This window comes from Exiguobacterium sp. s16 (assembly GCF_018618115.1).
In the GTDB taxonomy this organism is placed as follows: domain Bacteria; phylum Bacillota; class Bacilli; order Exiguobacteriales; family Exiguobacteriaceae; genus Exiguobacterium; species Exiguobacterium mexicanum_A.
The window spans coordinates 78,893-105,605 of the sequence record NZ_JACSLM010000003.1 but is presented as its reverse complement, the minus strand read 5'-3'; the positions used below and the strand labels follow the sequence as shown (position 1 = coordinate 105,605).

General features: G+C 53.4%; 32 protein-coding genes. 19 read left to right on the top strand and 13 right to left on the bottom strand.

Going from position 1 to position 26,713, the window contains the following annotated elements:
- Positions 1–80: 80 nt before the first annotated feature.
- The 4 genes from KNP86_RS07525 to KNP86_RS07510 all read left to right on the top strand — a co-directional run bounded on the left by KNP86_RS07525 (position 81) and on the right by KNP86_RS07510 (position 2,506).
- Positions 81–1,109, top strand: coding sequence for a serine hydrolase domain-containing protein (locus KNP86_RS07525; RefSeq protein WP_214753535.1), 1,029 nt, complete (start codon positions 81–83; stop codon positions 1,107–1,109).
- Positions 1,106–1,495, top strand: coding sequence for a GNAT family N-acetyltransferase (locus tag KNP86_RS07520; RefSeq protein WP_214753533.1), 390 nt, complete (start codon positions 1,106–1,108; stop codon positions 1,493–1,495). The genes KNP86_RS07525 and KNP86_RS07520 overlap by 4 nt, the downstream gene beginning before the upstream one ends.
- Positions 1,496–1,506: 11 nt before the next feature.
- Entirely contained in the window at positions 1,507–2,211 is a 705-nt protein-coding gene (locus tag KNP86_RS07515; protein ID WP_214753531.1) for an SDR family NAD(P)-dependent oxidoreductase, read from the top strand.
- Positions 2,212–2,299: 88 nt separating this feature from the next.
- Complete coding sequence (locus KNP86_RS07510) at positions 2,300–2,506, top strand: hypothetical protein (protein ID WP_214753530.1); 207 nt, start codon at positions 2,300–2,302, stop codon at positions 2,504–2,506.
- 19 nt (positions 2,507–2,525) lie between these two features.
- On the opposite strand, the gene KNP86_RS07505 is transcribed toward KNP86_RS07510, so the two are convergent.
- Positions 2,526–2,963, bottom strand: coding sequence for a hypothetical protein (locus KNP86_RS07505; protein WP_214753528.1), 438 nt, complete (start codon positions 2,961–2,963; stop codon positions 2,526–2,528).
- Positions 2,964–3,108: 145 nt separating this feature from the next.
- Here KNP86_RS07505 and KNP86_RS07500 point away from each other — a divergent pair, with 145 nt between their 5' ends.
- A complete protein-coding gene (locus KNP86_RS07500) occupies positions 3,109–4,104 on the top strand; it encodes an MDR family oxidoreductase (RefSeq protein WP_214753527.1) in 996 nt (331 codons plus the stop codon).
- Between the two features lie 60 nt (positions 4,105–4,164).
- Here KNP86_RS07500 and KNP86_RS07495 read toward each other — a convergent pair whose 3' ends face one another.
- The 4 genes from KNP86_RS07495 to KNP86_RS07480 form a co-directional block, all read right to left on the bottom strand.
- The gene (locus KNP86_RS07495; protein WP_214753524.1) at positions 4,165–4,509 is read right to left on the bottom strand and encodes a YflT domain-containing protein; all 345 of its coding nucleotides are present in this window, start codon (positions 4,507–4,509) and stop codon (positions 4,165–4,167) included.
- Positions 4,510–4,605: 96 nt separating this feature from the next.
- Positions 4,606–6,066, bottom strand: a complete 1,461-nt coding sequence (locus KNP86_RS07490; RefSeq protein WP_214753522.1) for a UDP-N-acetylmuramoyl-L-alanyl-D-glutamate--2,6-diaminopimelate ligase — start codon at positions 6,064–6,066, stop codon at positions 4,606–4,608.
- A gap of 155 nt (positions 6,067–6,221) precedes the next feature.
- On the bottom strand, positions 6,222–6,422 hold the full coding sequence (locus KNP86_RS07485; RefSeq protein WP_214753521.1) for a helix-hairpin-helix domain-containing protein: 201 nt from the start codon (positions 6,420–6,422) through the stop codon (positions 6,222–6,224).
- Positions 6,419–6,652 carry a WYL domain-containing protein gene (locus tag KNP86_RS07480; RefSeq protein ID WP_214753519.1) on the bottom strand — a complete coding sequence of 78 codons (234 nt, stop codon included), beginning with the start codon at positions 6,650–6,652 and terminating at the stop codon, positions 6,419–6,421. The genes KNP86_RS07485 and KNP86_RS07480 overlap by 4 nt, the downstream gene beginning before the upstream one ends.
- Positions 6,653–6,781: 129 nt before the next feature.
- Between KNP86_RS07480 and KNP86_RS07475 the strand changes: the two genes are divergently transcribed.
- Positions 6,782–6,997, top strand: a complete 216-nt coding sequence (locus KNP86_RS07475; RefSeq protein ID WP_251130460.1) for a DUF2614 family zinc ribbon-containing protein — start codon at positions 6,782–6,784, stop codon at positions 6,995–6,997.
- Between the two features lie 166 nt (positions 6,998–7,163).
- Complete coding sequence (locus tag KNP86_RS07470) at positions 7,164–7,436, top strand: sigma factor (RefSeq protein ID WP_214753517.1); 273 nt, start codon at positions 7,164–7,166, stop codon at positions 7,434–7,436.
- A 6-nt stretch (positions 7,437–7,442) separates the two neighbouring features.
- Here KNP86_RS07470 and KNP86_RS07465 read toward each other — a convergent pair whose 3' ends face one another.
- Complete coding sequence (locus KNP86_RS07465) at positions 7,443–8,231, bottom strand: HAD-IIB family hydrolase (RefSeq protein WP_214753515.1); 789 nt, start codon at positions 8,229–8,231, stop codon at positions 7,443–7,445.
- 64 nt (positions 8,232–8,295) lie between these two features.
- Here KNP86_RS07465 and KNP86_RS07460 point away from each other — a divergent pair, with 64 nt between their 5' ends.
- The 5 genes from KNP86_RS07460 to KNP86_RS07440 all read left to right on the top strand — a co-directional run bounded on the left by KNP86_RS07460 (position 8,296) and on the right by KNP86_RS07440 (position 11,123).
- A complete protein-coding gene (locus tag KNP86_RS07460) occupies positions 8,296–8,547 on the top strand; it encodes a hypothetical protein (protein ID WP_214753514.1) in 252 nt (83 codons plus the stop codon).
- Positions 8,548–8,662: 115 nt separating this feature from the next.
- Positions 8,663–9,223, top strand: a complete 561-nt coding sequence (locus KNP86_RS07455; protein ID WP_214753513.1) for an RNA polymerase sigma factor — start codon at positions 8,663–8,665, stop codon at positions 9,221–9,223.
- Positions 9,220–9,927 carry an anti-sigma factor gene (locus KNP86_RS07450; RefSeq protein WP_214753512.1) on the top strand — a complete coding sequence of 236 codons (708 nt, stop codon included), beginning with the start codon at positions 9,220–9,222 and terminating at the stop codon, positions 9,925–9,927. The genes KNP86_RS07455 and KNP86_RS07450 overlap by 4 nt, the downstream gene beginning before the upstream one ends.
- Before the next feature lie 84 nt (positions 9,928–10,011).
- Positions 10,012–10,923, top strand: coding sequence for a Gfo/Idh/MocA family protein (locus tag KNP86_RS07445; RefSeq protein WP_214753511.1), 912 nt, complete (start codon positions 10,012–10,014; stop codon positions 10,921–10,923).
- 14 nt (positions 10,924–10,937) lie between these two features.
- Entirely contained in the window at positions 10,938–11,123 is a 186-nt protein-coding gene (locus KNP86_RS07440; protein ID WP_021065953.1) for a hypothetical protein, read from the top strand.
- Positions 11,124–11,160: 37 nt separating this feature from the next.
- Here KNP86_RS07440 and KNP86_RS07435 read toward each other — a convergent pair whose 3' ends face one another.
- Positions 11,161–12,078: a DMT family transporter gene (locus tag KNP86_RS07435; protein WP_214753509.1), complete on the bottom strand. Its 918-nt coding sequence runs from the start codon at positions 12,076–12,078 to the stop codon at positions 11,161–11,163.
- A 334-nt stretch (positions 12,079–12,412) separates the two neighbouring features.
- Between KNP86_RS07435 and abc-f the strand changes: the two genes are divergently transcribed.
- Positions 12,413–14,260 carry a ribosomal protection-like ABC-F family protein gene (abc-f, locus tag KNP86_RS07430; RefSeq protein ID WP_214753507.1) on the top strand — a complete coding sequence of 616 codons (1,848 nt, stop codon included), beginning with the start codon at positions 12,413–12,415 and terminating at the stop codon, positions 14,258–14,260.
- 18 nt (positions 14,261–14,278) lie between these two features.
- On the opposite strand, the gene KNP86_RS07425 is transcribed toward abc-f, so the two are convergent.
- Positions 14,279–14,440 carry a hypothetical protein gene (locus tag KNP86_RS07425; RefSeq protein ID WP_214753505.1) on the bottom strand — a complete coding sequence of 54 codons (162 nt, stop codon included), beginning with the start codon at positions 14,438–14,440 and terminating at the stop codon, positions 14,279–14,281.
- Positions 14,441–14,534: 94 nt separating this feature from the next.
- Here KNP86_RS07425 and KNP86_RS07420 point away from each other — a divergent pair, with 94 nt between their 5' ends.
- Complete coding sequence (locus KNP86_RS07420; protein WP_214753503.1) at positions 14,535–14,867, top strand: hypothetical protein; 333 nt, start codon at positions 14,535–14,537, stop codon at positions 14,865–14,867.
- 558 nt (positions 14,868–15,425) lie between these two features.
- On the opposite strand, the gene KNP86_RS07415 is transcribed toward KNP86_RS07420, so the two are convergent.
- Positions 15,426–16,280 carry an HAD family hydrolase gene (locus tag KNP86_RS07415; protein WP_214753501.1) on the bottom strand — a complete coding sequence of 285 codons (855 nt, stop codon included), beginning with the start codon at positions 16,278–16,280 and terminating at the stop codon, positions 15,426–15,428.
- Positions 16,281–16,444: 164 nt separating this feature from the next.
- Here KNP86_RS07415 and KNP86_RS07410 point away from each other — a divergent pair, with 164 nt between their 5' ends.
- From KNP86_RS07410 to kynB, 4 genes are all read left to right on the top strand, one after another.
- Complete coding sequence (locus tag KNP86_RS07410) at positions 16,445–17,959, top strand: BCCT family transporter (protein WP_214753499.1); 1,515 nt, start codon at positions 16,445–16,447, stop codon at positions 17,957–17,959.
- Between the two features lie 122 nt (positions 17,960–18,081).
- Positions 18,082–19,359 carry a kynureninase gene (kynU, locus tag KNP86_RS07405; protein ID WP_214753497.1) on the top strand — a complete coding sequence of 426 codons (1,278 nt, stop codon included), beginning with the start codon at positions 18,082–18,084 and terminating at the stop codon, positions 19,357–19,359.
- 11 nt (positions 19,360–19,370) lie between these two features.
- Complete coding sequence (gene kynA / locus KNP86_RS07400) at positions 19,371–20,210, top strand: tryptophan 2,3-dioxygenase (RefSeq protein WP_214753495.1); 840 nt, start codon at positions 19,371–19,373, stop codon at positions 20,208–20,210.
- Between the two features lie 14 nt (positions 20,211–20,224).
- On the top strand, positions 20,225–20,848 hold the full coding sequence (gene kynB / locus KNP86_RS07395; protein WP_214753493.1) for an arylformamidase: 624 nt from the start codon (positions 20,225–20,227) through the stop codon (positions 20,846–20,848).
- Positions 20,849–20,922: 74 nt separating this feature from the next.
- Here the strand turns inward: kynB and KNP86_RS07390 are convergent, their stop codons facing one another.
- Complete coding sequence (locus KNP86_RS07390) at positions 20,923–22,059, bottom strand: RNA-guided endonuclease TnpB family protein (protein WP_214753491.1); 1,137 nt, start codon at positions 22,057–22,059, stop codon at positions 20,923–20,925.
- 244 nt (positions 22,060–22,303) lie between these two features.
- On the bottom strand, positions 22,304–23,173 hold the full coding sequence (locus tag KNP86_RS07385; RefSeq protein ID WP_214753489.1) for a MurR/RpiR family transcriptional regulator: 870 nt from the start codon (positions 23,171–23,173) through the stop codon (positions 22,304–22,306).
- Positions 23,174–23,376: 203 nt separating this feature from the next.
- Between KNP86_RS07385 and KNP86_RS07380 the strand changes: the two genes are divergently transcribed.
- Entirely contained in the window at positions 23,377–24,774 is a 1,398-nt protein-coding gene (locus KNP86_RS07380) for a 6-phospho-beta-glucosidase (RefSeq protein ID WP_214753487.1), read from the top strand.
- 38 nt (positions 24,775–24,812) lie between these two features.
- Here the strand turns inward: KNP86_RS07380 and rbsB are convergent, their stop codons facing one another.
- Together rbsB and KNP86_RS07370 are read right to left on the bottom strand one after the other, a co-directional pair.
- On the bottom strand, positions 24,813–25,724 hold the full coding sequence (rbsB, locus tag KNP86_RS07375) for a ribose ABC transporter substrate-binding protein RbsB (RefSeq protein ID WP_214753485.1): 912 nt from the start codon (positions 25,722–25,724) through the stop codon (positions 24,813–24,815).
- A 22-nt stretch (positions 25,725–25,746) separates the two neighbouring features.
- Positions 25,747–26,712 (bottom strand): ABC transporter permease subunit, encoded by a 966-nt coding sequence (locus KNP86_RS07370; protein ID WP_034779589.1) that lies wholly within the window; start codon positions 26,710–26,712, stop codon positions 25,747–25,749.
- Position 26,713 lies beyond the last annotated feature (1 nt).

Here is a 26,713-nt window from a genome sequence, read left to right as displayed (position 1 = left end):
GAGACATTTTTTTGCCTGGTTAGGGATTGATGGGCCGTATGCTATGCTAAAAATACTAGATAAGTCTCCGGAGGTGCCCGATGAACAAGTTTTTGGACGACCACTTTACTGAACTTCCCATCAAGCCTGATTTTTCTGGATCCGTTCTCGTCATGCGACAGGACGACATCCTGTTCGAACATCAACAAGGATACGCAAATCGCGCTGAACAAATCGAAAATCGAACGTCGACCCGATTCGGCATCGCCTCTGGCTGTAAGCTGTTCACAGCCATCGCCATCTGCCAGCTCATCGAACAAGGCAAGTTGGCATTCACATCGACGCTCAGCGAATGCCTCCCCATCGATTTTCCAACGTTCGACCCGGCGGTGACAGTCGAACAGTTGCTCACCCATACGTCTGGCATCCCCGATTATTTCGACGAGTCTGTCATGGACGATTTCGAGGAATTGTGGCGCCAGCGTCCGATGTATCAAATCAGACAGTTGCGTGATTTTCTCCCGATGTTCCAGCACGAGCCGATGCGACATAAAAGTGGCGTGTTTCAATACAATAATGCCGGCTATATCCTGCTCGGTCTCATCGTCGAACAAGCGAGCGGTTTGACGTTCTCGGACTATATCGAACAGTTCGTCTTCAAACCGGCCAATATGAATGCTTCTGGGTATTTCTCCCTCGATGCCTTACCCGCGAACACGGCGCTCGGGTATATCGACAATCCGGACGGCTCGTGGCGGACGAACCACTATTCGATTCCCGTCAAAGGCGGCGCGGATGGCGGCGCGTTCGTGACGGCACGAGACATGGCCAAACTGTGGAGCGCCCTGCTCGGTCATCGCCTACTCGGTGAGGAGATGACATCACGCTTGCTCACGCCTCACGTAAAGGTGAACGACAAAGGAACACATTATGGATACGGTCTGTGGATCCAACTGGATGCGAATCGACACGTGTTCAAATATCATGTCATGGGCTATGACCCCGGCGTCAGTTTTCATTCCGCTTACTATCCGGCCACAGACATCATTTCAATCGTCTGTTCGAACGAATCGGACGGTGCGTTCGATGTGATGAAAGCCATTGAAATGAAAGTAGGTGTGTTTTCGTGAACATCCGTCCGTACGAAGAACGTGATTTCGACCAGATCCAAGCGTTGAATGAGACCGAAGGCTGGCATCAACTCGTGCGGCAACATGACTTGACGAAACAGGCGTGGCGGCAATCAAACGTCGCCTATGTCGTCGAATCAGAGTCGGGACAGGTGATCGCCTACTTGCGGGGGCTGACCGACACGGCCGTGAGCCTGTACGTGTGCGAACTGCTCATCGCGGCCTCACACCGTCGCCTCGGAATTGGCGAGTGGTTGCTGTCACACGTCCATGCGCTCTACCCCGAGACACGCCTTGAGATGCTCGCGAGCGCCTCATCGCACACGTATTACGAGAAACTGAACTTCCGCCCGTTTTACGGGTTCCGGAAGACGATTCACGAATAGGAGGAATTTTGATGAAACTTGCCATTGTGACCGGAGCGTCGCGCGGTCTCGGCCGTGCCGTTGCCGAGGAACTATTGAAGCGGGATTACGAGGTCGTCAACTTTTCACGGACGCAGGCGGCCGACGCCACGTTCCGTCACGTCGAGGTCGATTTATCAAATCCTGAGAGCACGATGGTCGCGCTCGAACAGATGAAGCCGCTCATCGAACAGGCGACGTCCTTGCTCGTCGTTCAAAACGCAGCCTTGATTGAACCGATTCATCGGGCCGGCCATATGAATCCGAATCAGCTCATCGCCCACGTCCAAGCCAATCTGCTCGCCCCGATGTTATTGACGAACGCGGTGCTCACGTACGACCTGCCCGTCTCGCTCATCCATGTGACCTCTGGGGCCGCCAAGCGCGCCATCTCGGGCTGGAGTGCCTACTGCGCGACGAAAGCCGGACTCGATCATTTCACCGAGACGGTCGCCCTTGAATTGACCAATACGGACGACAAGATCGCCTTGTTCAATCCGGGCGTGATGGACACCGCGATGCAGGAAAGCATCCGGGCCTCGTCAGAAGACGCGTTCCGTGACGTGGAACAGTTCCGCTCCTATATGACGGAAGGACGATTGCGCACCCCTCAGACAGTCGCCCGTATCTTGGCAAAACACTTGCTAGACGAGCCGTTCGAGAATGGCAAGACGTATTCCGTCTATGACCTTGATTGATTTTTGACCTGGCATGAAATTCAGTCACCCTTTTCAGACTCTACCGCCTACACTAGAGACAGATGAAACGAGAAAGGGTGGCTAAGTCATGAAGACGATTGCAGGAGGATTATTATTTTTCGGCTTGTTCAGTCTCGGGTTGTCGTTCACGATGATTGGGGACACGGCGGTTGTCGGAGCGATGGTGAGCGGTGTTGCCATCTTATGTAGCGTCGGACTTTGGTTCGGGGCGACGGAAATGACACGCATTCGCACAACGTTCCTCGACAGCAAAAAAACGTCTTTCCCCGAATGAGGGAAAGACGTTTTTGGATTCATTGATTGTCTGTGTTTTCGTCTTCGTAATCATCATCAGCATATTCTTCGAAATCGTACTCTTCGAAGTCTGCTTCATCGATAAAGATGTCGCGGTCATTGACGACGTGAATCGGACCGTTGGCCACATCGATTCGAATCGTCCATGCCCATGGAATGCGCAATCGGCTATAAACGCCTGTCCAGAATTCCATCGATTCTTGCTCGTATCGCTCGAACTCTGCCAGCAACTCTTTAAAAGTGATTCCTGACAACTGGAAGTTTGAGTCTTGGATTCGCTCGAGCGCATTATGCGTCGCCTCGAGCTCCGCCGCACGTACCATCTCTTCGGCCGTAGCCATCTCAAGAATGGTTCCATCCGGTGGCAGAATGTCGTATACGTTAAACAATTCGCCTTCTTCTACTTCTTCATCAAACTCATAGTCGTCGTGCCGCATGCTTCATTCCTCCTCACTCTAGTTGAATCTCTTTCATTGTACCATTCCACTCCCCGTTAGAACGAAACATTCGTGCATATATTTATTTATGAAGGGTAAACTGATAGAGTAAAAAATTACAAATACAGAAAAGAGGGTCAATCACATGAAAGATTCATTTCAAGCACTCGTTCTCAACAAGACAGACGACCGTCTCCATTCCACGGTGACCGACGTCAAGCTCGACGCCCTTCCAAAAGAAGAAGACGGGAACGTCCTCGTCGAGGTCCACTATTCCGCACTCAATTATAAGGACGCCCTCGGTCTTACCGAGCCCGGAAAAATCGTCAATCAATACCCGTTCATCCCCGGGTGCGAGTTCGTAGGCAAAGTCGTCGAGTCCGACCATCTTGATTTCAAAGCCGGCGATGAAGTCATCGCGACCGGTTTCGGGATCGGTGAACGGCATTTCGGCGGTTTCAGCCAAGTTGCACAAGTTCCCGGAAATTGGCTTGTGAAACTGCCTAAAGGTATGGGCATGCGAGATGCCATTGCAATCGGGACGCCTGGACTGACGGCTATGCTGTCAATCGATGCGCTCGAACACGCCGGTGTTCGTCCAGGGGAAGAAGTGCTCGTAACCGGCGCAACCGGGGGCGTAGGTAGTTTTTCAATCATTTTACTTCGTAAACTCGGCTACCACGTCATTGCATCAACAGGAAAAATAGACTCCCCTTACTTGCAAGCACTTGGCGTTGATACCGTCATCGATCGGCACGAACTTGAGGGAGCGGTTCGTCCGTTAGCTCGACAGCGGTTTGATGCGGCAATCGATTCGATTGGTGGGGCCACTCTTGCGAATATTTTGAGTCAAACGCGTTATGAAGGTGCCGTTGCAGCTTGTGGACTTGTCGGCGGTTCCGACCTTCCAACAACTGTTTATCCGTTTATTTTACGAGGAGTCAAATTAATCGGCATCGACTCCGTCATGCAGCCAATCGAACGACGTCTGAAGGCGTGGAATCGACTGGGTGAGCTACTCGATTCTAACGTGCTCAACCATATGGTCCACGAGATTCCGCTCCACGATGTCCCTCGTCACGCCGAGGCGATGATGCGCGGCGAACTGAGCGGCCGGACCGTCGTCCGCATCCACGACTAATACAAACAGGGCTGAATCCATCGATTCAGCCCTGTCTCTGTATTCTCCATGGTGGTGGAATTATAAAGTGAATCCGGCTGGTGCATCTTTGACGACGACGATCACCTTGCCTTGGTCTAATTTCTTCTCAAGTTGATCCGCTTCAGTCGATGAGAAACCGAGCTGTTCGAACTGGGCCCGAAGCTCATCGCCTTTTTTGCGGAATACATTTTTCGCGGCCGTCCCCAGGCCAACGTCTGATGCCGTTACCGTATTCGCGTCGGCGTTATCGGCCACACGGTCGGTCCGGTCATCGTCGTGGGTGATGACATAAATGTGCTTGTCCTCAATCCCTTTCGTTTTCATCGATTGAATGGCGGTCACGACTTCTTCATCATTTGTAAACTCTTTATACAAAACTGACATGTCTGTTCTCCTCCTTCGATATCGTTACATTAGTAGTTATTACCTTCTTTTCCTAAAATGACACATTAAAAAACGATGACAGCTGTCATCGTTTCGTTAAACGGCCGGTTCTTGGCCTTTTCGTTTTTTCAGTTCTTCTAATAAAATATCGGATTCGTTGAAAGGAATCGATTCTTGACCGACGCGTTCGACATGGTCATGCCCTTTTCCGACGACGACGATCCGTTTGCCGACGAGCGCTTGTTGCGCTGCGTGACGCAGGGCATCTCGTCGCTCCTCGAACGCCACATAATGCGTATTCGCGTCAACGCCTTGAAGTAACCCGTCGATGATGTGCTTCGGGTCTTCCGTCCGCACGTCATGCACGGTCACGATCAAATCGTCGGAATAGCGACTCGCGATGCGGCCCATCTCCGCCCGCTTAGTCGGATCTCGGTCGCCCGCCGCACTTAAGACGACAACGAGTTCGCGCTCCCCTTGCTGAAGCGTCGACAGACATTTCTCAAGCCCGTCCGGTGTATGCGCATAATCGATATAAATCTCGGCGTCCTCTGTATCGAGTCGTTCGAGGCGCCCTTTCGGAAGTGTGAGTCCCGGTACGTTGGCGATAATCGAACGCAACATCAGTTCCGACGTCGAGACGAGACCGATGGCCGCGGCCAAGTTGGCGGCATTGAATGCGCCCATGAAGCGAACTGGCGCCTCGATCGTTAGCTCGTTCATTTTGACGACGACCGTCTGGTCATGCCAAATGACTTGAATATCAGCGGGTACGTCCGCATGCGTGCTATACATAATGCGTCGACGGGTCGGGGCAAACGCGGCCATCGTCTTACTGGCCGGATCTTCGGCGTTCAAGATAATGGCGTCCCCATCTGTCGTTTCGACTTGTTCGAACAATCGGGCTTTGGCCCGGGCATATTCGTCCATTGAGCGATGATAATCCAAGTGGTCATGCGTCAAATTCGTGAACGCCGCCGCGTGAAATCGGACGCCTTCGACACGTCCTTCCATCATCGCATGCGAAGAGACTTCGACGACACAGTCGGTCACGCCGGCATCCGCCATTTCGGCCAAAATCCGATGTAAGACGACGGCTTCCGGCGTCGTGTTAGGGGTTTTTAATGTTTGATCTTTATAACGTGCTCCGATCGTACTGACAATCCCGACCGGTCGTCCGGACAGACGAAATAAATCATATGTCAACGTCGCAGTCGTCGTCTTCCCGTTCGTACCGGTGACACCATAAATGCGCATCCGATGTGAAGGGTGGTCATAAAAAGCACTGGCCACCACGCCGGCTGTCCGCTTCGTGTCCGCGACGACAAGGTTCGGCACCTCAAGGTCAAGCGGGTATTCCGAGATGACAGCAACCGCTCCTTTGGAGACGGCGTCCTCAGCGAATTCATGTCCGTCCACTGTATAACCGCGGATACAGATAAATAAATTCCCTGGACTGACCTTTCTGGAATCTGTCTCAATTCCGGTCACCCATGGATCGCGTTCGATGTCATCCATCTCATTTCCTAGAATGGCGGATAAACGTTTCGTCCTCATGCTGTGTACTTCCTTTCTCATGGGTGTCGCTAGGTTCGCAAACCTTATCGTCATGGTACTAGATATTAGGCTGTAATGGAGATGACAAATATATTACTTCCCTTTTTACGTGCAATACAATCGCCCAACCAAAAAATTCCTAGTCCAGGACGGGACTAGGAATGTATTTCGCTGTCGGTGAACCGAAGTCCTTGCTCATGGAGCGCAGACTCCAAAACCAGCAACACACTCGGTCCGACGCCGTGCAACGCCGAAATCTCTTGCTTTGTATAGGTGGCCAACTGTTCGAGCGTATCGATATAAGCGGCCTGGAGCGCCCGTTCAGCCGGTGCCGAACATTTCGGAAGTGGTGTCATCCGATTCTCTCCTCTCGTCCGTTGGCACGTTCGATCGTCGGGAGACAGGCGAGGACACGGTCCATACAAAACGTCCGACGGGCCTGCTTTTTCACATCCCAGCCGACGAGTCGATCGCCTTGCAACTTCATCAGTTTGACGCGTCGCTTTGAAATGACCCCATTCCGATCCATATACACCATTTCCACGACTCGTCCATTTCGCATCCAACGCATGACTTCTTGCCTCATCCTATCTCCCTCCTTTGTTACCTTTATTATAACGAACGTTTGTTCTTAATTCCAGTCTAGAGGTGTGCGTTTGAACAATTTCCCGTATGCTAGAAGAAATGAATGTTTCACGAAAGGGGTACGCCCGTTATGACCTATGTCATGTTGGCCGTTTTGGCCGCCGTCTTATTTATCTCCATGATTTTTGCCGCCAAGGCCTTGCCGAATTTACGAAATGTCTTATTTAATCGTGGCAGTCTATTCGGGACAGAAAGTGTGACCGTCACTTGTCCGAACTGTAAGAAAACGTTCAAACGGTCCGGTGGGAACACCCAGACATGCCCTCACTGCTATACGTCGTTTTAACAACAAACACCCAATCGACCGCCCATCAGCGGAACGTTGGGTGTTTTTGAATGTGCCCGAATCGGCAAGTAACCGTTTACGTTCACGCCATAAGTGAAATAAGAAGGTTACGTCATTTGCCCGCAACTCAAACCACGAGACAGTCTCATTCCTAAAGGAGTTCACCATGTCATTCATATCCGATCACGATTTATACGCACGATTGTTAAACCGCGACACTTCAGCGCTAGAACTGCTTTACGACCGCTATGAGCGCATCTTATACTCACTCGCCCTCCGCTTGACGACGCGAGCCGACTTGGCCGAGGCCGTCCTATCCGAGGTGTTCACTGATCTCTGGAAACGGCGTCTCCCTCTCGATTTGACGACCCACCGGCTGAAAGCCCATTTGTTCGAGCGGGTGGAGACTGTGGCGCTACGCTTAGTCGCCAGCGCTTAAGTTCGTCTATCGCATCGCTCGATGTAACACTTCTAGAATCCCATCCGCATACATGCCCTCGGTGACACGACCATGTTCTCGTTTGGCTTCTTCCGTCCCGTTGCCAAGCACATAGCCGTTGCCGACATACCTCAACATCCCCAAGTCGTTCCCACTATCACCGAACGCATAGGCGTGCTCGGTCTGAAACGCATATCGGTCGCACACGTAGTCGACCGCAGCGATTTTTCCCGCTCCTTGTGGGATAAAATCGATATCGTAGGCGCCATCCGGGTCTCCGGCGAGCGGATTGCACCGACTGACGTTGACGGCGATTCCAAAGTCACTTGCGGCTGAACGAATGAGTGCGAGCTCGGCCTCCGATTCGCCATGATAATAGTAATTATGCATCCAAGCACTTGTCCCGAGATTCGCTTGCGGTTCAATCGCAAGCGTTCGCCCTAGTCTGTCGACGACATGGTCGACACGGGTCGAAAAATCGTGCGGGAATCGTGACGAATAACCGGGATCAAGCTCCAATTGCCCCGTCGCCGTCACTTGATAAAGTTCCGTGCCGAGACTTGCCGCGATCCGATGCGGGAAGTACCGCATCTCGGCCCGCTTCACTTTCTCTATAATCGTCTCAAGCGAACTTCCCGTCACCCACATCGTCGACAGACGATGTGAATGATTCTCGAGAAAATCTTCGAGTTGCCGCAAGTGCTTCAACTGCTTCGCGGAGCAAGCATGCGGGAAGTACGTCTCGTCGAAATCAAAACAGATGAGCGTCCGCCCCTCCTCGATAAATCGTTTCATAGTCATCCTCCTTGTGTCGTCATACCCCATCTCGTATAGTAAAAGAGAGAAAGGACGTGACATAATGAAAAACCGATTAAGCCGCTACTACTGTCAGTATAGCGGAATGCTCATTGGGTTCGGGCTCGTCTTCGCCTTTTTATTCGGGATACGAACGTATCCGGTCTGGCAACAATGGCTCTCGAACGGACCCGCACTTCTCGTCACGATCCTCACGGCGACGCTATCCAGTTACGTGACGTATCGATTGCTCAGTGCCTTGAATTTGAAACTGTTCCGCCGACTCGGCGACGCGACGTCGACATGCTCCCGTTAAGCACGGGACTACATAACGACAGTTCACAAAATAGTCACCTCAAATAGGCATCCATTTCACGGTTTCATCCGTTAGATCAATACAAGGGATTCCCTTATGCATAAAGGAGAAAGCCATGACTGATATTGAATTGTACGAGCGTGTCAGGCAAAAAGACAAACAAGCGCTCGAAGCACTTTATGATCGCTACGAACGAATCCTGTATGCTTTCGTCATGCAGTTGACGAAAGACCGCGACCTCGCCGAAGAAGCGATGCAGGAAGTATTCATCAAGCTGTGGCGCGGTGGTGGCGTATACGATGACTCAAAAGGAAAATTCAAATCGTGGCTGTTCACGATGAGCCGTCACGTCACGATCGACTTGATTCGCAAACGAAAACCCGACCTGCAACTAGATGAGTCTTACGCTGAAGCCATCCCTTCCCCGGCCCCGTCCGTCGAGACCGAGGTCGAATGGCAAGAAGAGCGGACGCAAATCGAGACGGCGATGGCCGAGCTTCCGGTCGAGCAACAACAAGTCGTCCGTCTCATGTATTTCCAAGGACTCAGCCAACAAAAGATTGCCGATGCGTGCGGTATCCCGCTCGGTACCGTAAAAGGAAGGATTCGATTAGCGTTGAAACAGTTACGAAGGCATCTATCCCATGATTTAAATGATAAGGAGGTGGAACGATGAACGCTTGTGACCAATTGATTGATTATTTCAACCAGCATTTGACGGAAGACGAACGCATCCGGTTTGAAGCGCATCTCGCGACATGTCAAACGTGTCAAGAAGAGCTCGAACAACTCGAGGCCCTCGTCGGCGGCGTCGCGTTCCTCTCTGAACCGGCTGAACCGCCAAGCGGGATGAAGGCACGCATCCTCGACAATGTGTTCGCAGAAGACGAGACGGAGTCGAAGCCAGACGAACCGACCCCGATCACCCCCTTCACAGCCACGAAGAAGAAACAGAAGGCGCCATGGGGAGCGCTCGCCCTCGCTGCCGCACTCATGCTCTCCTTGGTCGGGAACGGCTATCTGCTATTGAATCAAGAGGAGCCGAACGGCATCGCGTTGACCGAGACGGTTCCGCTCGAAGGCGAATCGGAAGGTGTCGCTTATCTGGCCGAACAAGACGGTCAGCGCCAGCTCATCGTCCAAACGAACGGGCTCGATGCGCTCGAAGCGAACGAGGTGTATCAAGTTTGGCTTATAAAAGATGATGCTCCGATTCCGACCGGTGCGTTCGTCACCGACGACAAAGGCAACGGGACGGTCATCTATACACTCGATTCGACCGAATCGGAGATGGACTGGGATACCGTCGCTGTCACGAAAGAACCCGAACGGGGCAATACGGCGCCCGAAGGCGACATCGTGCTCATTGCCAGCCTATAAGCAAGGACCGAATGACCTGACGCACTATGCGCACGTGTCATTCGGTCTTTTTTTCGTTATGATGAAAGCAAAGGAGTGGTACATATGCGTCAGCCTAAAATTGGTGTCGTCGGTCTCGGCGGCATCGCTCAGAAAGCCTACTTACCGATTTTGACGAACAGCACATCGTTCGAACTGATCGGTGCCTATTCTCCGACCGTCGCCAAGCGCGACGCGATTTGTCGGGCCCATCGGATGGAGTCGTTTGCGGGACTTCCCGAACTCGCGGCGTCCATCGATGCGGCGTTCGTCCACAGTTCGACCGAGACGCATTACGAGATCGTCTCGTATCTACTCGCGAACGGCGTCGATGTGTATGTCGACAAACCGCTCGCCGCGACGATCGAGCAGGCGGAACGTCTCGTCGAGCTGGCCGAACGGACGAACCGGAAGCTTATGGTCGGTTTCAATCGCCGCTTCGCCCCGATGTATCAGCACGTGAAAGAAGCAGCCCCGTTCCACACACTCGACTTCGTCAAGCATCGCGGGGACGGGTTGCGCGGTCACGATTATCAGTTCACGCTGCTCGATGACTATTTGCACGTCGTCGACACGATACGTTATTTTGCTGGAAGCGACTTGCGCCTCGTGACCGGGCACATCGAGACGACCGAGACGAACGGGCTCCATTTCGCCCGTCACGTCTGGCAAGATGAACACGGTCTTCATACGACATCGATGCATCGCCAAGCGGGTGTCAATCATGAAGGACTCGTCGCAATCAACGATGGCCTTCGCGTGACGGTCGACGAGATGGTGACGCTCCAACGGTTCGAACACGGCGCCCATTCGACGAAGACGTTCGGATCATGGGACACGCTCTTGACCCAACGCGGGTTCCAAGGGGCGATCGACCACTTTATCTCGGCATTGGCCGACGATACACCGATCATGACCGATGGGCGTGAGGCGCTCATCACGCAACAGCTGGTGACGGATTTGTTCAGCTTACGCTAAGAGGAGGAAAACAAATGGATTTCTTTTTCTACATTATGGTCATCGTTGTCGTGTCAATCGCCGCGGACACATTCAACAAGACACGGAAGGCGCGTTTAGAAGAACTTCGACTCAAAATCGAGCAAGAGAAACTCGCGATTCAGCGGCTCGAACTCGAGATGAAGCGCGACGAAGACAAACTCGATCATCACGGATTTTAAAAAGACGATCGGCCCTTATCGGGTCGACCGTCTTCACTTATAGGATATACCGTTCTGAGGCGAGTCTTGCGTCACTTATCCGTTTTTGCCGCCGTTCGGCGAGTGTCGACCACGTGACGGCCGTGACGATGCAGGCGGCACCGATAAAGAAGTTACGATCGAGCCTTTCGTCGAGGACGAGCCAGCCGAGGTAGCCGCCGACGAGTGGTTGGAAAAAGAAGAACAGCGACCCGACACTCGCATCCATCAATTCGATTCCCTTGTTCCAAAAGAAAAACGCCCCGGCTGTCGAGATGATGCCGACATATAACACGCTGAGCCATAGCACCATGTTCATCTTCGGTAAGCCGGAAGCGGCCACTTCCATCCCCATGAGCGGCGTCATCAACACGAAGGCGATGCCGATGGCAAACGTCGTAATCGTCAACGACGACGTCGTCTCGGAAGCGATTTTCACATAGATGGACATGAGCGCCCATGTGATGGCAGCACCGACCAAGACGAGGCTACCGATGAAATACGTGCCTTCGACGCGCCAGCCGACGACGATAATGACCCCGATCGTCGCCAACAGGAGTGACCCGATTTTGACAGGGGTGAGCCGCTCTTTTAAGATGACTCGGGCGAAGATCACCATGAACGCCGGCGTCGCCGCCGTGACGAGCGATCCCGTATGAGCGTCGGACAGTTTCGTGCCGATGAACTGGAACGAAATCGAGGCGACGTAACCGATGACGCCGACGAGCGCGATCCATTTCCAGTCGCTCCGGGCAATCCGCTCGCGTCCGAACGCTCCCCACATCACGAATAAAACGACAAACGCGACGGCATAGCGCATCCAGACGAGCGTGAAAGGCTCGATATAGCCGAGCGCATATTTACTGACGACGTACATCCCGCCCCAAATGCTGGCGGCGAGCGTTAAACTGATGGCGCCGAGCCATTCTTTACGCATGACGTGCCTCCCCCCTAATCTCTGATGTTAAATAATACGACATCGACCCTTGATATTCCTGTATCCCCCCAGTTGCCGAACCGACCGAAATCGCTTACACTTACCATAATGATAATTGAAAGGAGGGAGAAAGGTGAACTTTGTCGGACGTACGCATTTGTCAACAGAACATTTGTACATTTTGCGTGCGATTTTTCACGATGTCGCGTAATCACAGGACCCGTCTGTTCTTTTTTAGACATTGCTGAAATACGACAAAGCGCCTCTCTCTCTTGCCGAGCGCTTCTTTGCGTTCGGCTTTTTTGATAGGCCTCTACTTTAGGAGGAACCACTCATGTTTATCGAGTTACAACACATTCAAAAACAATTTGGCGGCCATGCCGTCTTGACTGATGCCAATCTTCAAGTAAACGCAGGCGAGCGAATCGGGCTCGTCGGACGGAACGGGAGCGGCAAGACAACGCTCCTGCGCCTCATCGTCGGTACCGAGTCCCCAGATGAAGGAACAATCTATCGAAAACAACGGCTGACGATCGGCTATTTGGCCCAGATTCCCGCCCATCCCGATAAGTCAGGTCGAGACGTGCTCTATACCGCGTTCGCCGAGTTAACGAGACTCGGTGACGAGATGCGACGACTTGAGGAACAGATGATTTCAAGTGACGACATCGAAGCGCTCCTGGAGACATACGGCGCCCTGCAGATGCGCTATGAGAACGGTGGCGGGTATGCCATCGATTCGAAAGTGAATGCGATGATCGACGGACTGCGCCTCACCCGCTTCGTCGACAGACCGTTTGATACACTAAGCGGTGGCGAACGAACAAAAGTCGGGCTCGCCTTGGCGTTGCTTCAAGAACCAGAGCTGCTCATCTTAGATGAACCGACGAACCACCTCGATTTAGAAGCGATGACTTGGCTCGAGTCGTTCCTTCGTGACAGTCCGTCCACGCTCCTCCTCGTCTCGCACGACCGCGTGTTTCTCGACGCCGTCGCCACGCGCATCGTCGAATGTGAGGACGGGGAATTGGCCAGTTTCGATGGCAACTACAGCGCATTCGTCGCCCAAAAAGAAAAACGGTTGCTCGATCAGTTTCATGCCTATACGGAACAACAGAAGAAAATCAAGAAGATGAAGGAAACGATTCGCCAGCTAAGGCAGTGGGCGAACGAAGGCAATCCACCGAACGAGAAGTTTTATCGCCGTGCCAAATCGATGGAGAAAGCGCTCGCCCGCATCGAGACGATTAAACGCCCTCGCCTCGAGGCCGTTCAACCGGACATTCAGTTCACGGCTCAGGGTCGGACCGGACGCGATGTGTTCGAAGCAATCGATGTGACGGTCACTTACGACCGGACCGTCTTCGAAAACGTCTCGTTTTACGCCGGTCATGGCGAACGCATCGCCATCGTCGGCCCAAATGGGAGCGGCAAGTCGACGTTGTTGAAAGTATTGCTCGGTCACCTCGAACCGGCCTCGGGCACTGTGCGACGAGCGGAACGGGCCCAAATCGGCTACTTGTCGCAACACATCGACTTCGATGATTCTTACCGGCTCATCGAGGCGTTCCGTGATCGCATCGCCGTCGATGAAGGGAAGGCCCGTCAACTGCTGGCCCAGTTCCTCTTCTATGGCGCGAGCGTCTTCAAACCGGTCAAAGATTTGAGCGGCGGCGAGAAGATGCGACTCATGCTTGCTATCCTTATGCACGAGGACATCAACGTGCTCGTGTTAGACGAACCGACGAACCATCTCGACATCGAAGCACGAGAGGCACTCGAAGACGCACTCGACCGCTTTACCGGTACACTCGTCGCCGTCTCGCACGATCGCTATTTCTTGAACAAGCTATTCCCGATCACGTATTGGCTTGACGGGACAGCGACACGTTTCCCGGGAAATGTGACGTATGCACTTGAAAAACGTCAGCGCGAACCGGAAGCAATTGTAGTGGCACCTAAGAAAACGAAATCAACAAAATCGGCTGTGACGGCGGTACATGTCCGAGACATAGCGGCGGATGAAGCTCGCCTGACCGAGCTCGAAGCATCGCATCGATCACTCCTGCACCAGATGAATGAGACGAACAATCTAGAGAAATTAATGACATTGCAGCAACAGGCCGATGCGATCCAAGCAGACATCGACACAGTGCTGAACCAACTGCTCGAATCGATGTAACCAAAAAAACGGCGCCGCTTAGCGGTGTCGTTTTTGTTCGAACCAAGCTTGGACGAGAAAACCCGTCACCCCAAGCGCCATCAAAAAATAAGGAACAACACGGGGGACAGCGCCCGTTTCTCCCATCATCATGAGAATCAATCCGCTCACGAACGTCCCGAGCCAATATATTTTCGGCATATCGTCACTCCTCACTATTTCATCTTGTAATTTGTCAGAATTTTTCGTAAAATATTCTGAAATTCTTATCTTTGTATGGAAAGGAGATGCGCTCATGCCAAAACAAAACTGGGAGACGATTTTCCGAACCACCCTCGTCGTCACAATCACGCTCGCCACCTTCCTCTACGTTCGCTACTCGACTGAAATCGAGGAACGCGAACGTGCCTTAGAGCAATACCTTGCGACTCATTATAACATTTCGGCGGATGCGTATTCGATTGACGGCACCCTCTCTTTAAGCGGTTACGTGTATGATTTGACGTTCGAAGACGAGCCTGACGCTGCCTATACATTTCAGGTCGAACAAGCTGCGGACGGCCATCGCGTGAAGTTCGAACAAGCGGATGGTAAACAACCGGACCGGGTCGCCACGTTCACCCCATAAGAAAAAGCGCCACGTCTGTGGCGCTTAACGGTGAGCGTTTCTAGTAGAGCGGACTTTCACCCGACCGAGAAAGTTCCCGGCCGACCGTCCCATGCAATCAATCGATACGTGCTAGAAAATGGACGCGGTTCAGAACGCGATTTCGGAGCGTTCGTTCGTCTGAACATCAATCTGGCCCTGCACAGAGACATTGCCTCCAAAACGGCCATGACTGCGTTTCGACGTAATAAGGTTGAAATCCATCATGAACCTCATCATGCCCACCTGTTTTGAAACACCGAGCTTCCTAGACGTTTTGCCTCCCACATATCCTTTTTGTCTGCCCCTCACCTCTCGCGCGAGGTCAGGTGGACGACAGTTTGAATCAGGAGATCACCTAGTCCGCCGGTCTTTCAACCAACTTGTCTCTCGTTTCACCGAGCCGGCCTCAGTCAAACAACGATTGAATCTTCGTTTCATCCGTTGCCCCCTTTCAGCTCAACACGTTGAATGAGGACTACACTAATACATTAACCGTTTTACGTGACATCGAATCCCTGTTCACCATTTCTTCAAAATTTAGTCGTCGATATAATGGTCGAGCGCATAGGCGACGCCATCGTCCTCAACATCCTTCGTGATATGGGTGCTGATGTCTTTCAACGGATCGACGGCGTTCCCCATCGCAATCCTCGTTTCCGCCACTTCGAACATCGAGATGTCGTTCAAATTGTCCCCGATGGCCACGATATCCGCTTGTGGAATGCCGTGATGCTCTGCCAACTGCGTCAAGGCCATCCCTTTGCTCGCATTCGGATGACCGATCTCGATTTTTGTCCAGCCTGCCGTCGTGATCAAAATGTCGGTCCGGGGCTCATACAGTTTCCGGAGCTCGTGCAGTTTGCGCCGATCGAACGAATAGACAAAGACTTTGTACACTTCGTCGGCCTCAAAGTCGATGTCCTCGATCGCATCAACATATGTCAGCCCGAACTGTTCGTTTTGAATTTCAATCTCTCGCTCACCCCATTCCCGTGAGAACGATTGGTCGTGTGGCAACACCTCATCCAACTCGCCCTTCAGTAAATCGGTACCCGAACGGAGTACTTTCACCCCGGCATTCGTGTAAAATTCGACGTACGCTCCGTGCTCATGGGCCACATCCCATAACTCCTGTACGACGTCTTTCGGGAGCGCGTGGTAATAAATGCGCTCATTCTCATAGAAAGCGATCGCCCCGTTCCCGGACAAGATTGGACAAGTCAATCTGCTCCGTCGCAGCAACTCTTCGATATCGTGAATCGATCGGCCCGAAGAGATGGCGACCAAATCTCCCTCGGCTTGGCGACGCCGGATTGCGTCTTGGTTCGTTTCTGTGATGATACCAGTTCGAGACAATAACGTCCCGTCTAAATCGATGGCAATCAATTTCATATTCCAATCTCCTTTCAAACACGTCTCATCATTCCATTCCCCGAATTCATCCATCTCAACGCAAAGAAGACACCATTCTGGCATATAGGCGTTTTCCTTTCACGCAAATAGGGAAATATTTATTAGTCCTAAATAATAATTTGTGCGTTTGGAAAGGAGTCCTCATGAACACTTCACCTGAAAAGCCACGCTTGAATCGCGTGTTCTACATTTCGGCGAGTCTCATCGCTCTCCTCGTCCTGTTTGGCGCGATTCGTCCGACGTTGTTCGCGACGATTGCCGGGAACATCTTCAACTTCACGACCCGCTCGTTCGGTTGGTTTTACTTACTCGCCGTCTTCTTATTCGTCGTCTTCCTCGTCTTCCTCGCGTTCAGTAAATACGGGAAGATTCGGCTCGGGACGGACCAGGACCGTCCGCAATACCCGTTCTTTACTTGGATCGGGATGCTGTTCTCCGCTGGTTTCGGGGTCGGACTCGTCTTTTGGGGCGTTGCCGAACCGATGAGCCATTTCATCACCCCTCCGTATGCGGATACGACCGAGCTAACCGTCGAAGGAGCTCGATTGGCCATGGCATATTCCTTCTTCCATTGGGGCGTCAGCCAATGGTCCGTCTTCGCCATCGTCGGCTTGATTATCGCGTATTTCCAGTTCCGCCGAAATGCGGACGGCCTTATTTCGACGAGTCTGTCTCCGCTCATTAAAGACAGGGCTTATAAACAGCCGCTCAATCAAACGATTGATATTTTAGCCGTCATCGCGACCGTCATGGGTGTCGCCACGTCACTCGGTCTCGGTGTGCTCCAAATCAACGGTGGTTTGAACAGTGTCTTCGGGTTGCCGAACACGGCGCTCGTCCAAGTATTGATTATCGTTGTTTTGACCGTCTTGTTTTTGACTTCGACGACGACCGGTCTCGACCGCGGCATCAAATGGCTCAGTAATATCAACCTCGGGACCGCGCTCGTATTAATGGTATTCGTGTTCTTTGCCGGCCCGACCATCTTTATTTTAGAGACGTTCACGCTCGGGTTAGGGGATTACTTACAGAACTTTATCCGCTACAGTCTTCGTTTGCAGCCGTACCAGCAAGGGACGTGGGTGCGTGATTGGACCATCTTCTACTGGGCATGGGCCATCGCTTGGTCGCCGTTCGTCGGTGCATTCGTCGCCCGCGTCTCACGTGGCCGAACGATTCGTGAGTTTATCGTCGGGGTGCTCATCGTGCCACCGTTCATCGCGCTCTTATGGATTGCCGTGTTCGGCGGAACGGCCCTTCACCTCGACCTATTCGAAGGAACATCGATTGCGCAAGCGGTCGATGCCGATGTGACGAGTGCCTTGTTCGTCACGTTTGCCGAATTGCCGTTCAGCTTTGTTTTATCCGTCTTGTCGATTCTGTTGATTCTTACTTTCTTGATCACGTCAGCCGATTCGGCGACATACATCATCAGCAGTATGACGACGAATGGTAGTTTGAATCCACCGCTCACTGTCCGAATCGTTTGGGGCATTTTGCTCGGCGGGATTGCTGCCGTTCTATTGATTGCGAGTGGGCTCGAAGGGTTGCAGACCGCATCGTTGATTTCGGCGCTCCCTTTCACTGTCATCCTCCTCTTAATGGTGTACACGCTATTCAGTCTGTTACGAAAAGAGAACGTCCGTAAAATTAAATAGGAGATTCGGCCGCCGCGAAGGCGGCCTTTTCTTATGACGATGCGTCCCTTCATATTGACACGCATACAGGCGATTGCTACGCTTTTGTCAGCATGACACGCAAGTCAAAAGGGGGAAATGATATGGCTCAAGATTTCACACGGGTGTACGCGGAAACACGCGACGCCAGCGACTCGCTCGCACCATACCGGGGAGAATTTTATTTGCCGCAAGATGGTATTTATATGGACGGTAACTCGCTCGGCCTGTTATCGAAACGGGCCGAACGGACGTTACTCGAATCACTGAGCGATTGGAAAGAGCTCGGGATCGATGGCTGGATGTCGGGACGCCACCCATGGTTCAACTTGTCAGAACAATTGGCCGCACTTAACGCCCCGCTCGTCGGAGCAAGAGCCGAGGAAGTGATGGTCACCGGGTCGACGACGGTCAACTTGCACCAACTTGTCGCCTCATTCTTTAAACCGGAAGGCAAGCGGACGAAAATTTTAGCCGACACACTCACCTTCCCATCTGATATTTACGCTTTGAAGAGTCAACTCGAGCTCCGTGGACTCGACCCGAGCGAACATTTGGTCCAAGTCTCGAGCCCGGACGGACGCTACTTGAAGGAAGAAGACATCATCGCAGCGATGACAGACGACATCGCCTTGATCGTCTTGCCGACCGTCCTCTATCGCAGCGGACAAATCCTCGATATGGCCCGTCTCGCCAAGGCGGCACACGAACGAGACATCTTGATCGGCTTGGACGCTTGTCATTCGGTCGGTGCCATCCCGCACGCATTCCACGACTGGGGTGTCGACTTTGCCTACTGGTGCAACTATAAGCATTTGAATGGTGGACCTGGCAGCGTCGGCGGTCTATTCGTTCACGAGCGTCACTTCGGGACGACGCCTGGCCTTGCCGGTTGGTTCGGTTCACGCAAAGATAAACAGTTCGACATGGATCATACGATGACGCCGGCCGATGACGCCGGTGCGTTCCAAATCGGGACGCCGCACGTTTTGAGCCTGGCCCCGCAACTTGGTGCCCTCGAGATGTTCAACGAGATCGGGATGGACGCCATCCGCGAGAAATCGCTCGCCTTGACGACGTATATGACCGCACTGATTGACGAAGTGCTCGCACCATACGGCTTCGTTATCGGCAGTCCGCGCAACGAGACACAGCGTGGTGCCCATTTGAGTCTCGAACACCCTGAGGCGGCCCGCATTTGTAAAGCGCTCAAACAGCATCGCGTCATCCCGGACTTCCGGGCCCCGAACATCATCCGACTCGCACCGGTCGCGCTCTACAACACGTTCACCGATGTGTATGATGTCGTGATGACGTTACAGACAATTATGGAAAACAAAGAATACGAGGCGTTCGAGAACGTCCGCGAAGTCGTGGCCTAAGGAGAAACAATATGAGTGAACGGATTGAACACAAAGTCGAGCAATCGATTCAGACAGACTTTTCGAAAGACATGTCGTACGGTGACTATTTGCAACTCGACCCGATTTTATCGAGTCAGCACCGCTTATCGGACCATCATGACGAGATGCTGTTCATCATCATCCATCAGACGAGTGAGCTGTGGATGAAATTGATTTTGCATGAACTGACGGCAGCCGTGACCGCCATCGAGACGGGAGAGCTCGAGCGTTCGTTCAAGATGCTCGCCCGTGTCTCGAAGATTCAACAACAGCTCATCCAGTCGTGGAGCGTCCTCGCGACGTTGACTCCGGCCGAGTATTTGGAGTTCCGCGACAAACTCGGTTCGTCTTCTGGATTTCAATCGTACCAGAACCGCCAAATCGAGTTCGCCCTCGGCTTTAAAAACGCACGCACGCTTAGCGTCTACGCCCATGACGAGAAACTGTATCCGCTTCTCGAGTCGTCGCTTCAGGCACCGAGCATCTATGACATGACCGTTCGCGAAATGCACCGCCGTGGCCTTGCCATCGATGACGCCGTGCTCAACCGGGACGTCACGAAAGACTGGGAATGGAACGAGAGCGTCGAAGCGGCTTGGGCCGATGTGTACCGGGACGTGGACAAGTATTGGGACTTGTATGAGCTCGGTGAGAAACTGCTCGATATCGGCAGCCAACAGCAGATGTGGCGCTTCAACCATATGAGCACCGTCGAACGGATTATCGGTCAAAAGATGGGGACGGGTGGATCGTCAGGCGTCAATTACTTGCGCCGCGTCCTCGACCACCGTTTCTTCCCTGAACTTTGGACCGTCCGGACAAAACTGTGAGGAGGACGAACACGATGACATGGATTGATGTTTCGCAACCGCTTGAAGACACGATCACGACATGGCCGGGCGACACGGCATTCTGTTACGAGATCGCTTGGCCGATGGCCGCCAGCGGTTCGGTCAACGTCGGGAAAGTGACGATGAGCCTGCATACCGGGACGCATATCGATGCCCCGTTCCATTTCGACGACGCCGGACAGCGCGTCATCGACCTTGATCCCGGGCTCTATATCGGTCCGGCCCGAGTCATTCATCTCCCTGCCCGCGAACGGATCGAAGCGACGGACTTGGACGGCTTTGACTTGACCGGCGTCGAACGATTGATTTTAAAGACGGACGGCTGGCCGAACAAGCAGGAGTTCCCGAGCCACATCCCTGAACTCACGCCGTCACTTGCTGATCGTCTCGGCGAACTTGGGATTTACTTGATCGGTCTCGATTTGCCGTCGGTCGACGCGATCGACAGTAAAGAGATGGCGGCGCATCATGCACTCGCCCGCAACGGGGTCCACATTCTCGAAGGACTCGTCCTCGACCATATCGCCCCTGGTGATTACGAATTGAACGCCGTGCCGCTCCCGATCGTCAAAGGAGACGGCAGTCCGGTGCGCGCGCTCTTGCGTTCGCTCGAGTGAACTACTCACCACTTGCTTGCTTCGCAACCTGAAGTGGGAGCTTCTTGGGAAGACCGTGCTTTGAACAGCCACGGTTATGGACCAAGCTCGTCGGGCAGTCCCTGCCCTGAAGACATGATATCCTCAGCGAGGCGCAACAGGTTGAGGCTCGCGTTGACGTCGCGGTCGTGGTGCGCGCCGCACGCGGCACACGTCCACTCGCGGATGTCCAACCCCTTCTTGCCGCCGTTCTCGCCGCAGCTCGAACAGACTTGGGTCGAGGCGAACCACGGGTCGGCCTTGATCAGCGTCCGCCCGTAGAATTTACATTTATATTCGAGTTGTCGGACGAACTCGCCCCACCCGGCGTCCCCGATCGACTTCGCCAGGCGGCGGTCTTGCATCATCTCCCTCGTTCGGAGCGTCTCGACCACGACGACTTGGTTCTCGTCGACGATGCGTCGCGACAGCTTGTGGAGGAAGTCGTGCCGGCGGTTCCTGACCTGCTCGTGCTTCTTCGCGAGGATGAGCCTGGCCTTTTCGCGGTTCCTGCTGCCCGGTTTCTTGCGGGCGAGGGCGCGCTGCGCTCGTTTCAGCCGCGCCTCGGCCTTTCTCAGGTTGCGCGGGTTCGCAATCTTCTCCGTGACGAGATCGTCGTTCGTCATGACGGCGAAGTGTTCCAAACCGAGGTCGATTCCGATCGTGTGCTCGGCCGGGACCCATGGCTCGTCAGCCTGCTCGATGAGGAGCGACACGAAGAACCTGCCCGTCCGTGTCATCGACACGGTCGCCGAACGGATCTCCCCGTCGAAGCCGCGATGCTGTGTGAACCGGATGAACCCGACCTTCGGGAGCCGCACGCGGTCCTCCTCGATGCGAATCGTTCCGTGCTGGTTGTTCGTCGTGTAGGACGCGCGCGCCTTCCGTCTCGACTTGAACACCGGGAAGCCGGCCGTCCCGGCGAAGAACTTCGCGAACGCCGCGTCGAGGTGCAGCTTCGCGTTCGCGAGCGCGAGGCTGTCCGCCTCGCACAGGAACGGGAACAGCGGCTTGTAGGAGGCCGGTGTCGGCGGTTTCCGCCTCGGCCCGCCGCTCGCCATCGCCTCCTCATGGATCTTGATGCGGTCCTCGAGCAGCTTGTTGTAGATGAACCGGGCACAGCCGATCGTCCGGATCAGGAACTCGGCCTGTGTAGCAGTCGGGTGGAGCCGGTATTTGTAGCCCTTCAGCATGTCCGTTCCTCCTCTGCCCGGTCTCAGGATCATCCTCGTCCCATTCCGATACCCGCGGAGGGGGCGAGGAAATCTGACGGAATCACGAACTTTTGTTCGTCGTCCTGTCACAGCGGTGGCCGAGGGCGTCGGGGACGGGCAATTCATCTCCCACCTTCGCTGGGCTTCGCCTGAAACGCTTAGAGGTGGGAGAATTCTCGCCTAAATCAGTTAAACAAACACCCCTTCGCTCGAAGGGGTGTTTTCAGTCTTCCTGCATGACCTCACTCGAACTTTTACGATGGTCGAACCGTTTCGAGATTTGCACTTTGTAAGCCATGTTCGCCTCATAGTCTGTCGAGAACACACCAGCGTACAACAAGTCGAGCAGGCAATGAATCGAATCGTTCGTCGTGAAGCTCCCGATTTTCGAGTAGAGGCGTTCACGGGTCGTCAAACGGAGCGTACAATCCGCCTGGTTCGAGATGGCATTCTCCCCTAGACTCGTCAAGGCGAGCACCGGCACACGTTGTTTTTTTAAGTAAGGAATAAGTCCGACCGTATAATCACTTTCTCCCGTATAGGAGATCAGGAGCGCACACGTCGTTTCGTCCGAGTTGGCCGCCTCGAATTCGGCATCGAATTCACAGAGGCTGACTTGCTTGCCGATCCGGTTCATCTTTGACTTGAAGTCGTGACAAAGCAACAAATTATGGATGACAGAAAAGACCTTGATATGGCGCGCTTCACTCAACATCGTTACGGCTTGCTCGTATGCCTCATGATCGAGCAACGACAGCGTGTCCTCGATCGTCATCTGTTTGAGGGCCGCCAGCTTGTTCGCCACAACCATCAAGTTATCCTTAGCCGAGAATGGCTCATTGGCATCGATATCCGAGAAGTGACGATTCAAATACTCGATTTCCTCCAAAAACTGTTCCTTCAACTCGAGCCAACCCGCAAACTCCAATTTCATGGCGATGCGACTTAACATCGACGGGTGCGTATACGTCGCCTCGGCGATTTGTTTCATCGTCTTGTCGTGGATCCGCTCCCGCTCGACGAACAAATAGTCGATGACGGCCCGTTCTGATTTAGAGAACAGGTCTTGCTTCATTTTCTCGGTCAATAGCATGTCCGGTCTCCTCTCGTGAATTGAATTCACAAAAATAAATGTCTATATGTTTCTTTTTGTAAACGCTTTCGGAGTTATCTTCAAATCTATTGTGTTCATTTTTCTATATTTTATACTGAATGAGAAATGAGAAGATACATTCAGCGCTGATATTCATTTACACATCTGAGACTATTTTGTGAACATATGAGGAGGAGATTGGAATGACAACGGGAATCAAGCTCGTCACCATCGGGGGCGGCAGCAGCTACACACCAGAATTGATGGAAGGGTTCATCAAGCGTTACGAAGAGTTACCGATTCGTGAGATTTGGCTCGTCGATATCGAGGCCGGGAAAGACAAACTCGACATCGTCGGACAGATGGCGCAACGGATGTGGGACGCTTCTCCGTATGACGTTAAAGTGCATCTGACGCTCGACCGTCGAGAAGCGTTACAAGATGCCGACTTTGTCACGACACAGTTCCGTGTCGGTTTGCTCGACGCCCGCATCAAAGACGAACGGATTCCGCTCTCGTACGGTATGGTCGGCCAAGAGACGAACGGGGCCGGCGGTATCTTGAAGGCGTTCCGTACCATTCCTGTCATCCTCGATATCGTCGAAGACATGAAACAGCTCTGTCCGGACGCCTGGCTCGTCAACTTCACGAACCCGAGCGGAATGGTGACCGACGCGGTCATCCGTTACGGCAAATGGGACAAAGTTATCGGACTGTGCAACGTGCCGGTCAATGCGATGATGGCTGAACCTGAGCTGATCGGCAAGAAGCCAGAGGACTTGATCTATTCGTTTGCCGGGTTGAACCATTTCCACTGGCACCGCGTCCACGACGTGAGCGGACAAGACGTGACACGTGACATCATCGACAAGATGTACGACGGCGATTCGGGGATTCCCGCCAACATTCACAACATGCCGTTCTTCCAAGAACAACTGCAACAGATGAACATGATCCCTTGCGGCTATCACCGGTATTACTATCGTGCCGAGGAAATGCTCGCCCACATGCTCGAGGAATATCGGGACCCGGCCGTCGGCACGCGGGCCGAGCAAGTGAAGCAGACGGAAGCAGAGCTATTCGAGCTGTACAAAGACCCGAACCTCGACCATAAACCGGAGCAACTGTCTAAACGCGGCGGTGCTCACTATTCGGACGCGGCGTGTGAGACGATCGCCTCGATTTACGCCAATAAGAATACACACATCGTCGTCTCGACGAAGAACAACGGGGCCGTCCCTGACCTCGCTCCAGACGATGTCGTCGAAGTGTCCGCCTATATCGGCGCGACCGGTGCGAAACCAATCGCGTTCGGCGCGCTCGCCCCGGCTGAAAAAGGATGGCTCCAAGTTATGAAGAACATGGAGCTGTGCGTCGAAGAAGCGGCCGTGACCGGTGACTACGGGCTCGCCCTTCAAGCGTTCATCATCAATCCGCTTATCCCGAGCGGCGAGACTGCGAAACGGGTGCTCGATGAACTGCTCATCGCCCATAAAGATTACTTGCCTCAGTTCGCCGATAAAATCGCCGAACTCGAAGCGAGCGGCGTCACGATCAAAGACGAAGTCGTTCAAGCGCTCCGCCCGATTCAACAAGCATAAAAACAGCCGACGCACCTCGAATGCGTCGGCTGTACTCATTATTTGATCAATTCGAGGTCGACCGGGATGTTCTCTTCCACTGTCTCCCCTTTTAAGTAGTTCACAGCAGCTTCGACACCGAGCTTTCCGATTTCGGTCGGTTTTTGCGCGACCGTCGCAGCCATCGTGCCTTCTTCGACCGCCTTGACCGCATCGTCCGTCGCATCAAAGCCGATGACTTTGACGTCTTTCAATCCTGCACTGCTTAACGCCTGCACCGCACCAAGCGCCATCTCATCGTTATGAGCGAATACGGCGACGATGTCTTTGTTGTCTTGGAGGATGTTTTCCATGACCGTCAACCCTTGGGCCCGGTCAAAGTTAGCCGACTGTTTGGCAACGACGTCAAGTTTTCCGTCAATCGCTTCGTTGAACCCTTGACCACGGTCACGCGTGGCTGACGCTCCTGGAATCCCTTCGAGCTCGACGACTTTCCCGCCTTCACCGACGAGTTCGACCATATATTCACCTGCGAGCTTCCCACCAGCGACGTTATCTGACGCTACGTGCGCGACCACGTCGCCTGACTCGGCGTTACGGTCGACTGTGATGACCGGGATTCCGGCATCGTTCGCACTTTGAACGGCCGCGCCGACTGCTTCTGAATCCGTTGGGTTGATGAGAATCAAGTCCATCCCTTTTTGAATCATGTCTTCGACGTCACTCACTTGTTTGGCCGCATCGTTTTGCGCATCGGCAACTGTAAGTGTCGCATCGAGTTCAGTTGCTTGCTCTTCCGCACCGTCTTTCAACGCGACGAAGAACGGGTTGTTTAGTGTGGAAATCGAGAGCCCGATTTTGAAGTCCCCGTCTTTTGTCTCTTGCTCCGAACTTGTCCCCGGTTGTTCCGTCGAACAAGCCGCCATGACGACCATTGTCAATACGAGTAGCCAAGCTGTCCATTTTTTCATCTTCCGTTTCCCCTTTCGATGTTTACGCGTTTTGTTTTCGATCGAGCAATACCGCGAACAAAATCACGGCCCCTTTGACGACGAGTTGGAAAAATGACGAGACGCCAAGAAGGTTCAAGCCGTTGTTCAACGTTCCGATAATGAGCGCCCCGATGAGCGTCCCGACAATCCAGCCACGTCCTCCGGCAAGACTCGTTCCCCCGAGAACGACGGCCGCGATGGCGTCAAGTTCATACGACGTCCCGGCCGTCGGTTGGGCCGAGTTGAGACGCGATGTTAAAATGATGCCGGCGAGTGCCGCTAACGTACCCGACAACGAGTAAATCAAGACTTTGACTTTATTGACCCCGATGCCCATCAGTTTGGCAGCTTCCTCGTTGCCGCCAATCGCGTACGTGTGACGACCGAACGTCGTCTTTTTCAAAATGAAGTACAACACACCGAAAGCAATCAACATCGTCACGGCTGGCACTGGGATGATCCAGAAGTAACCGCGTCCGAGCATCTCGAACCATGTAGAGTCGCCTAGACCGGTAATCGGACGACCGTCCGTATAGACGAGCGTCAACCCCCGGTAAATCGTCATCGTCGCCAATGTCGCGATGAACGGCGCGACTTTTCCGTACGTGATGACGGCACCGTTGAACGCACCGAGCACAGCTCCGGCAATTAATCCGAGCGCGATCGCCATGACCGCATGTTGCCCATCGACCATCATGCCCGCAACGAAAGCTGACGAGAGCGCCAGAATCGAACCGACCGACAAGTCGATGCCGCCTGTCAAAATGACGAACGTCATCCCGAACGCGATCAACGCATTGATTGAGACTTGGCGTAATACGTTAAAGATGTTGTTCAATGAGAGAAAACCTGGCTCGAGCGCCGTCACCACAACGATGATGGCGAGCAGACCGAACAACGGCCCAAGTTTTTGCCCCCAACCGAGCTTTTGCGGTCGCCCTAATGCAGTCGCTGCTTTCAATTCCATA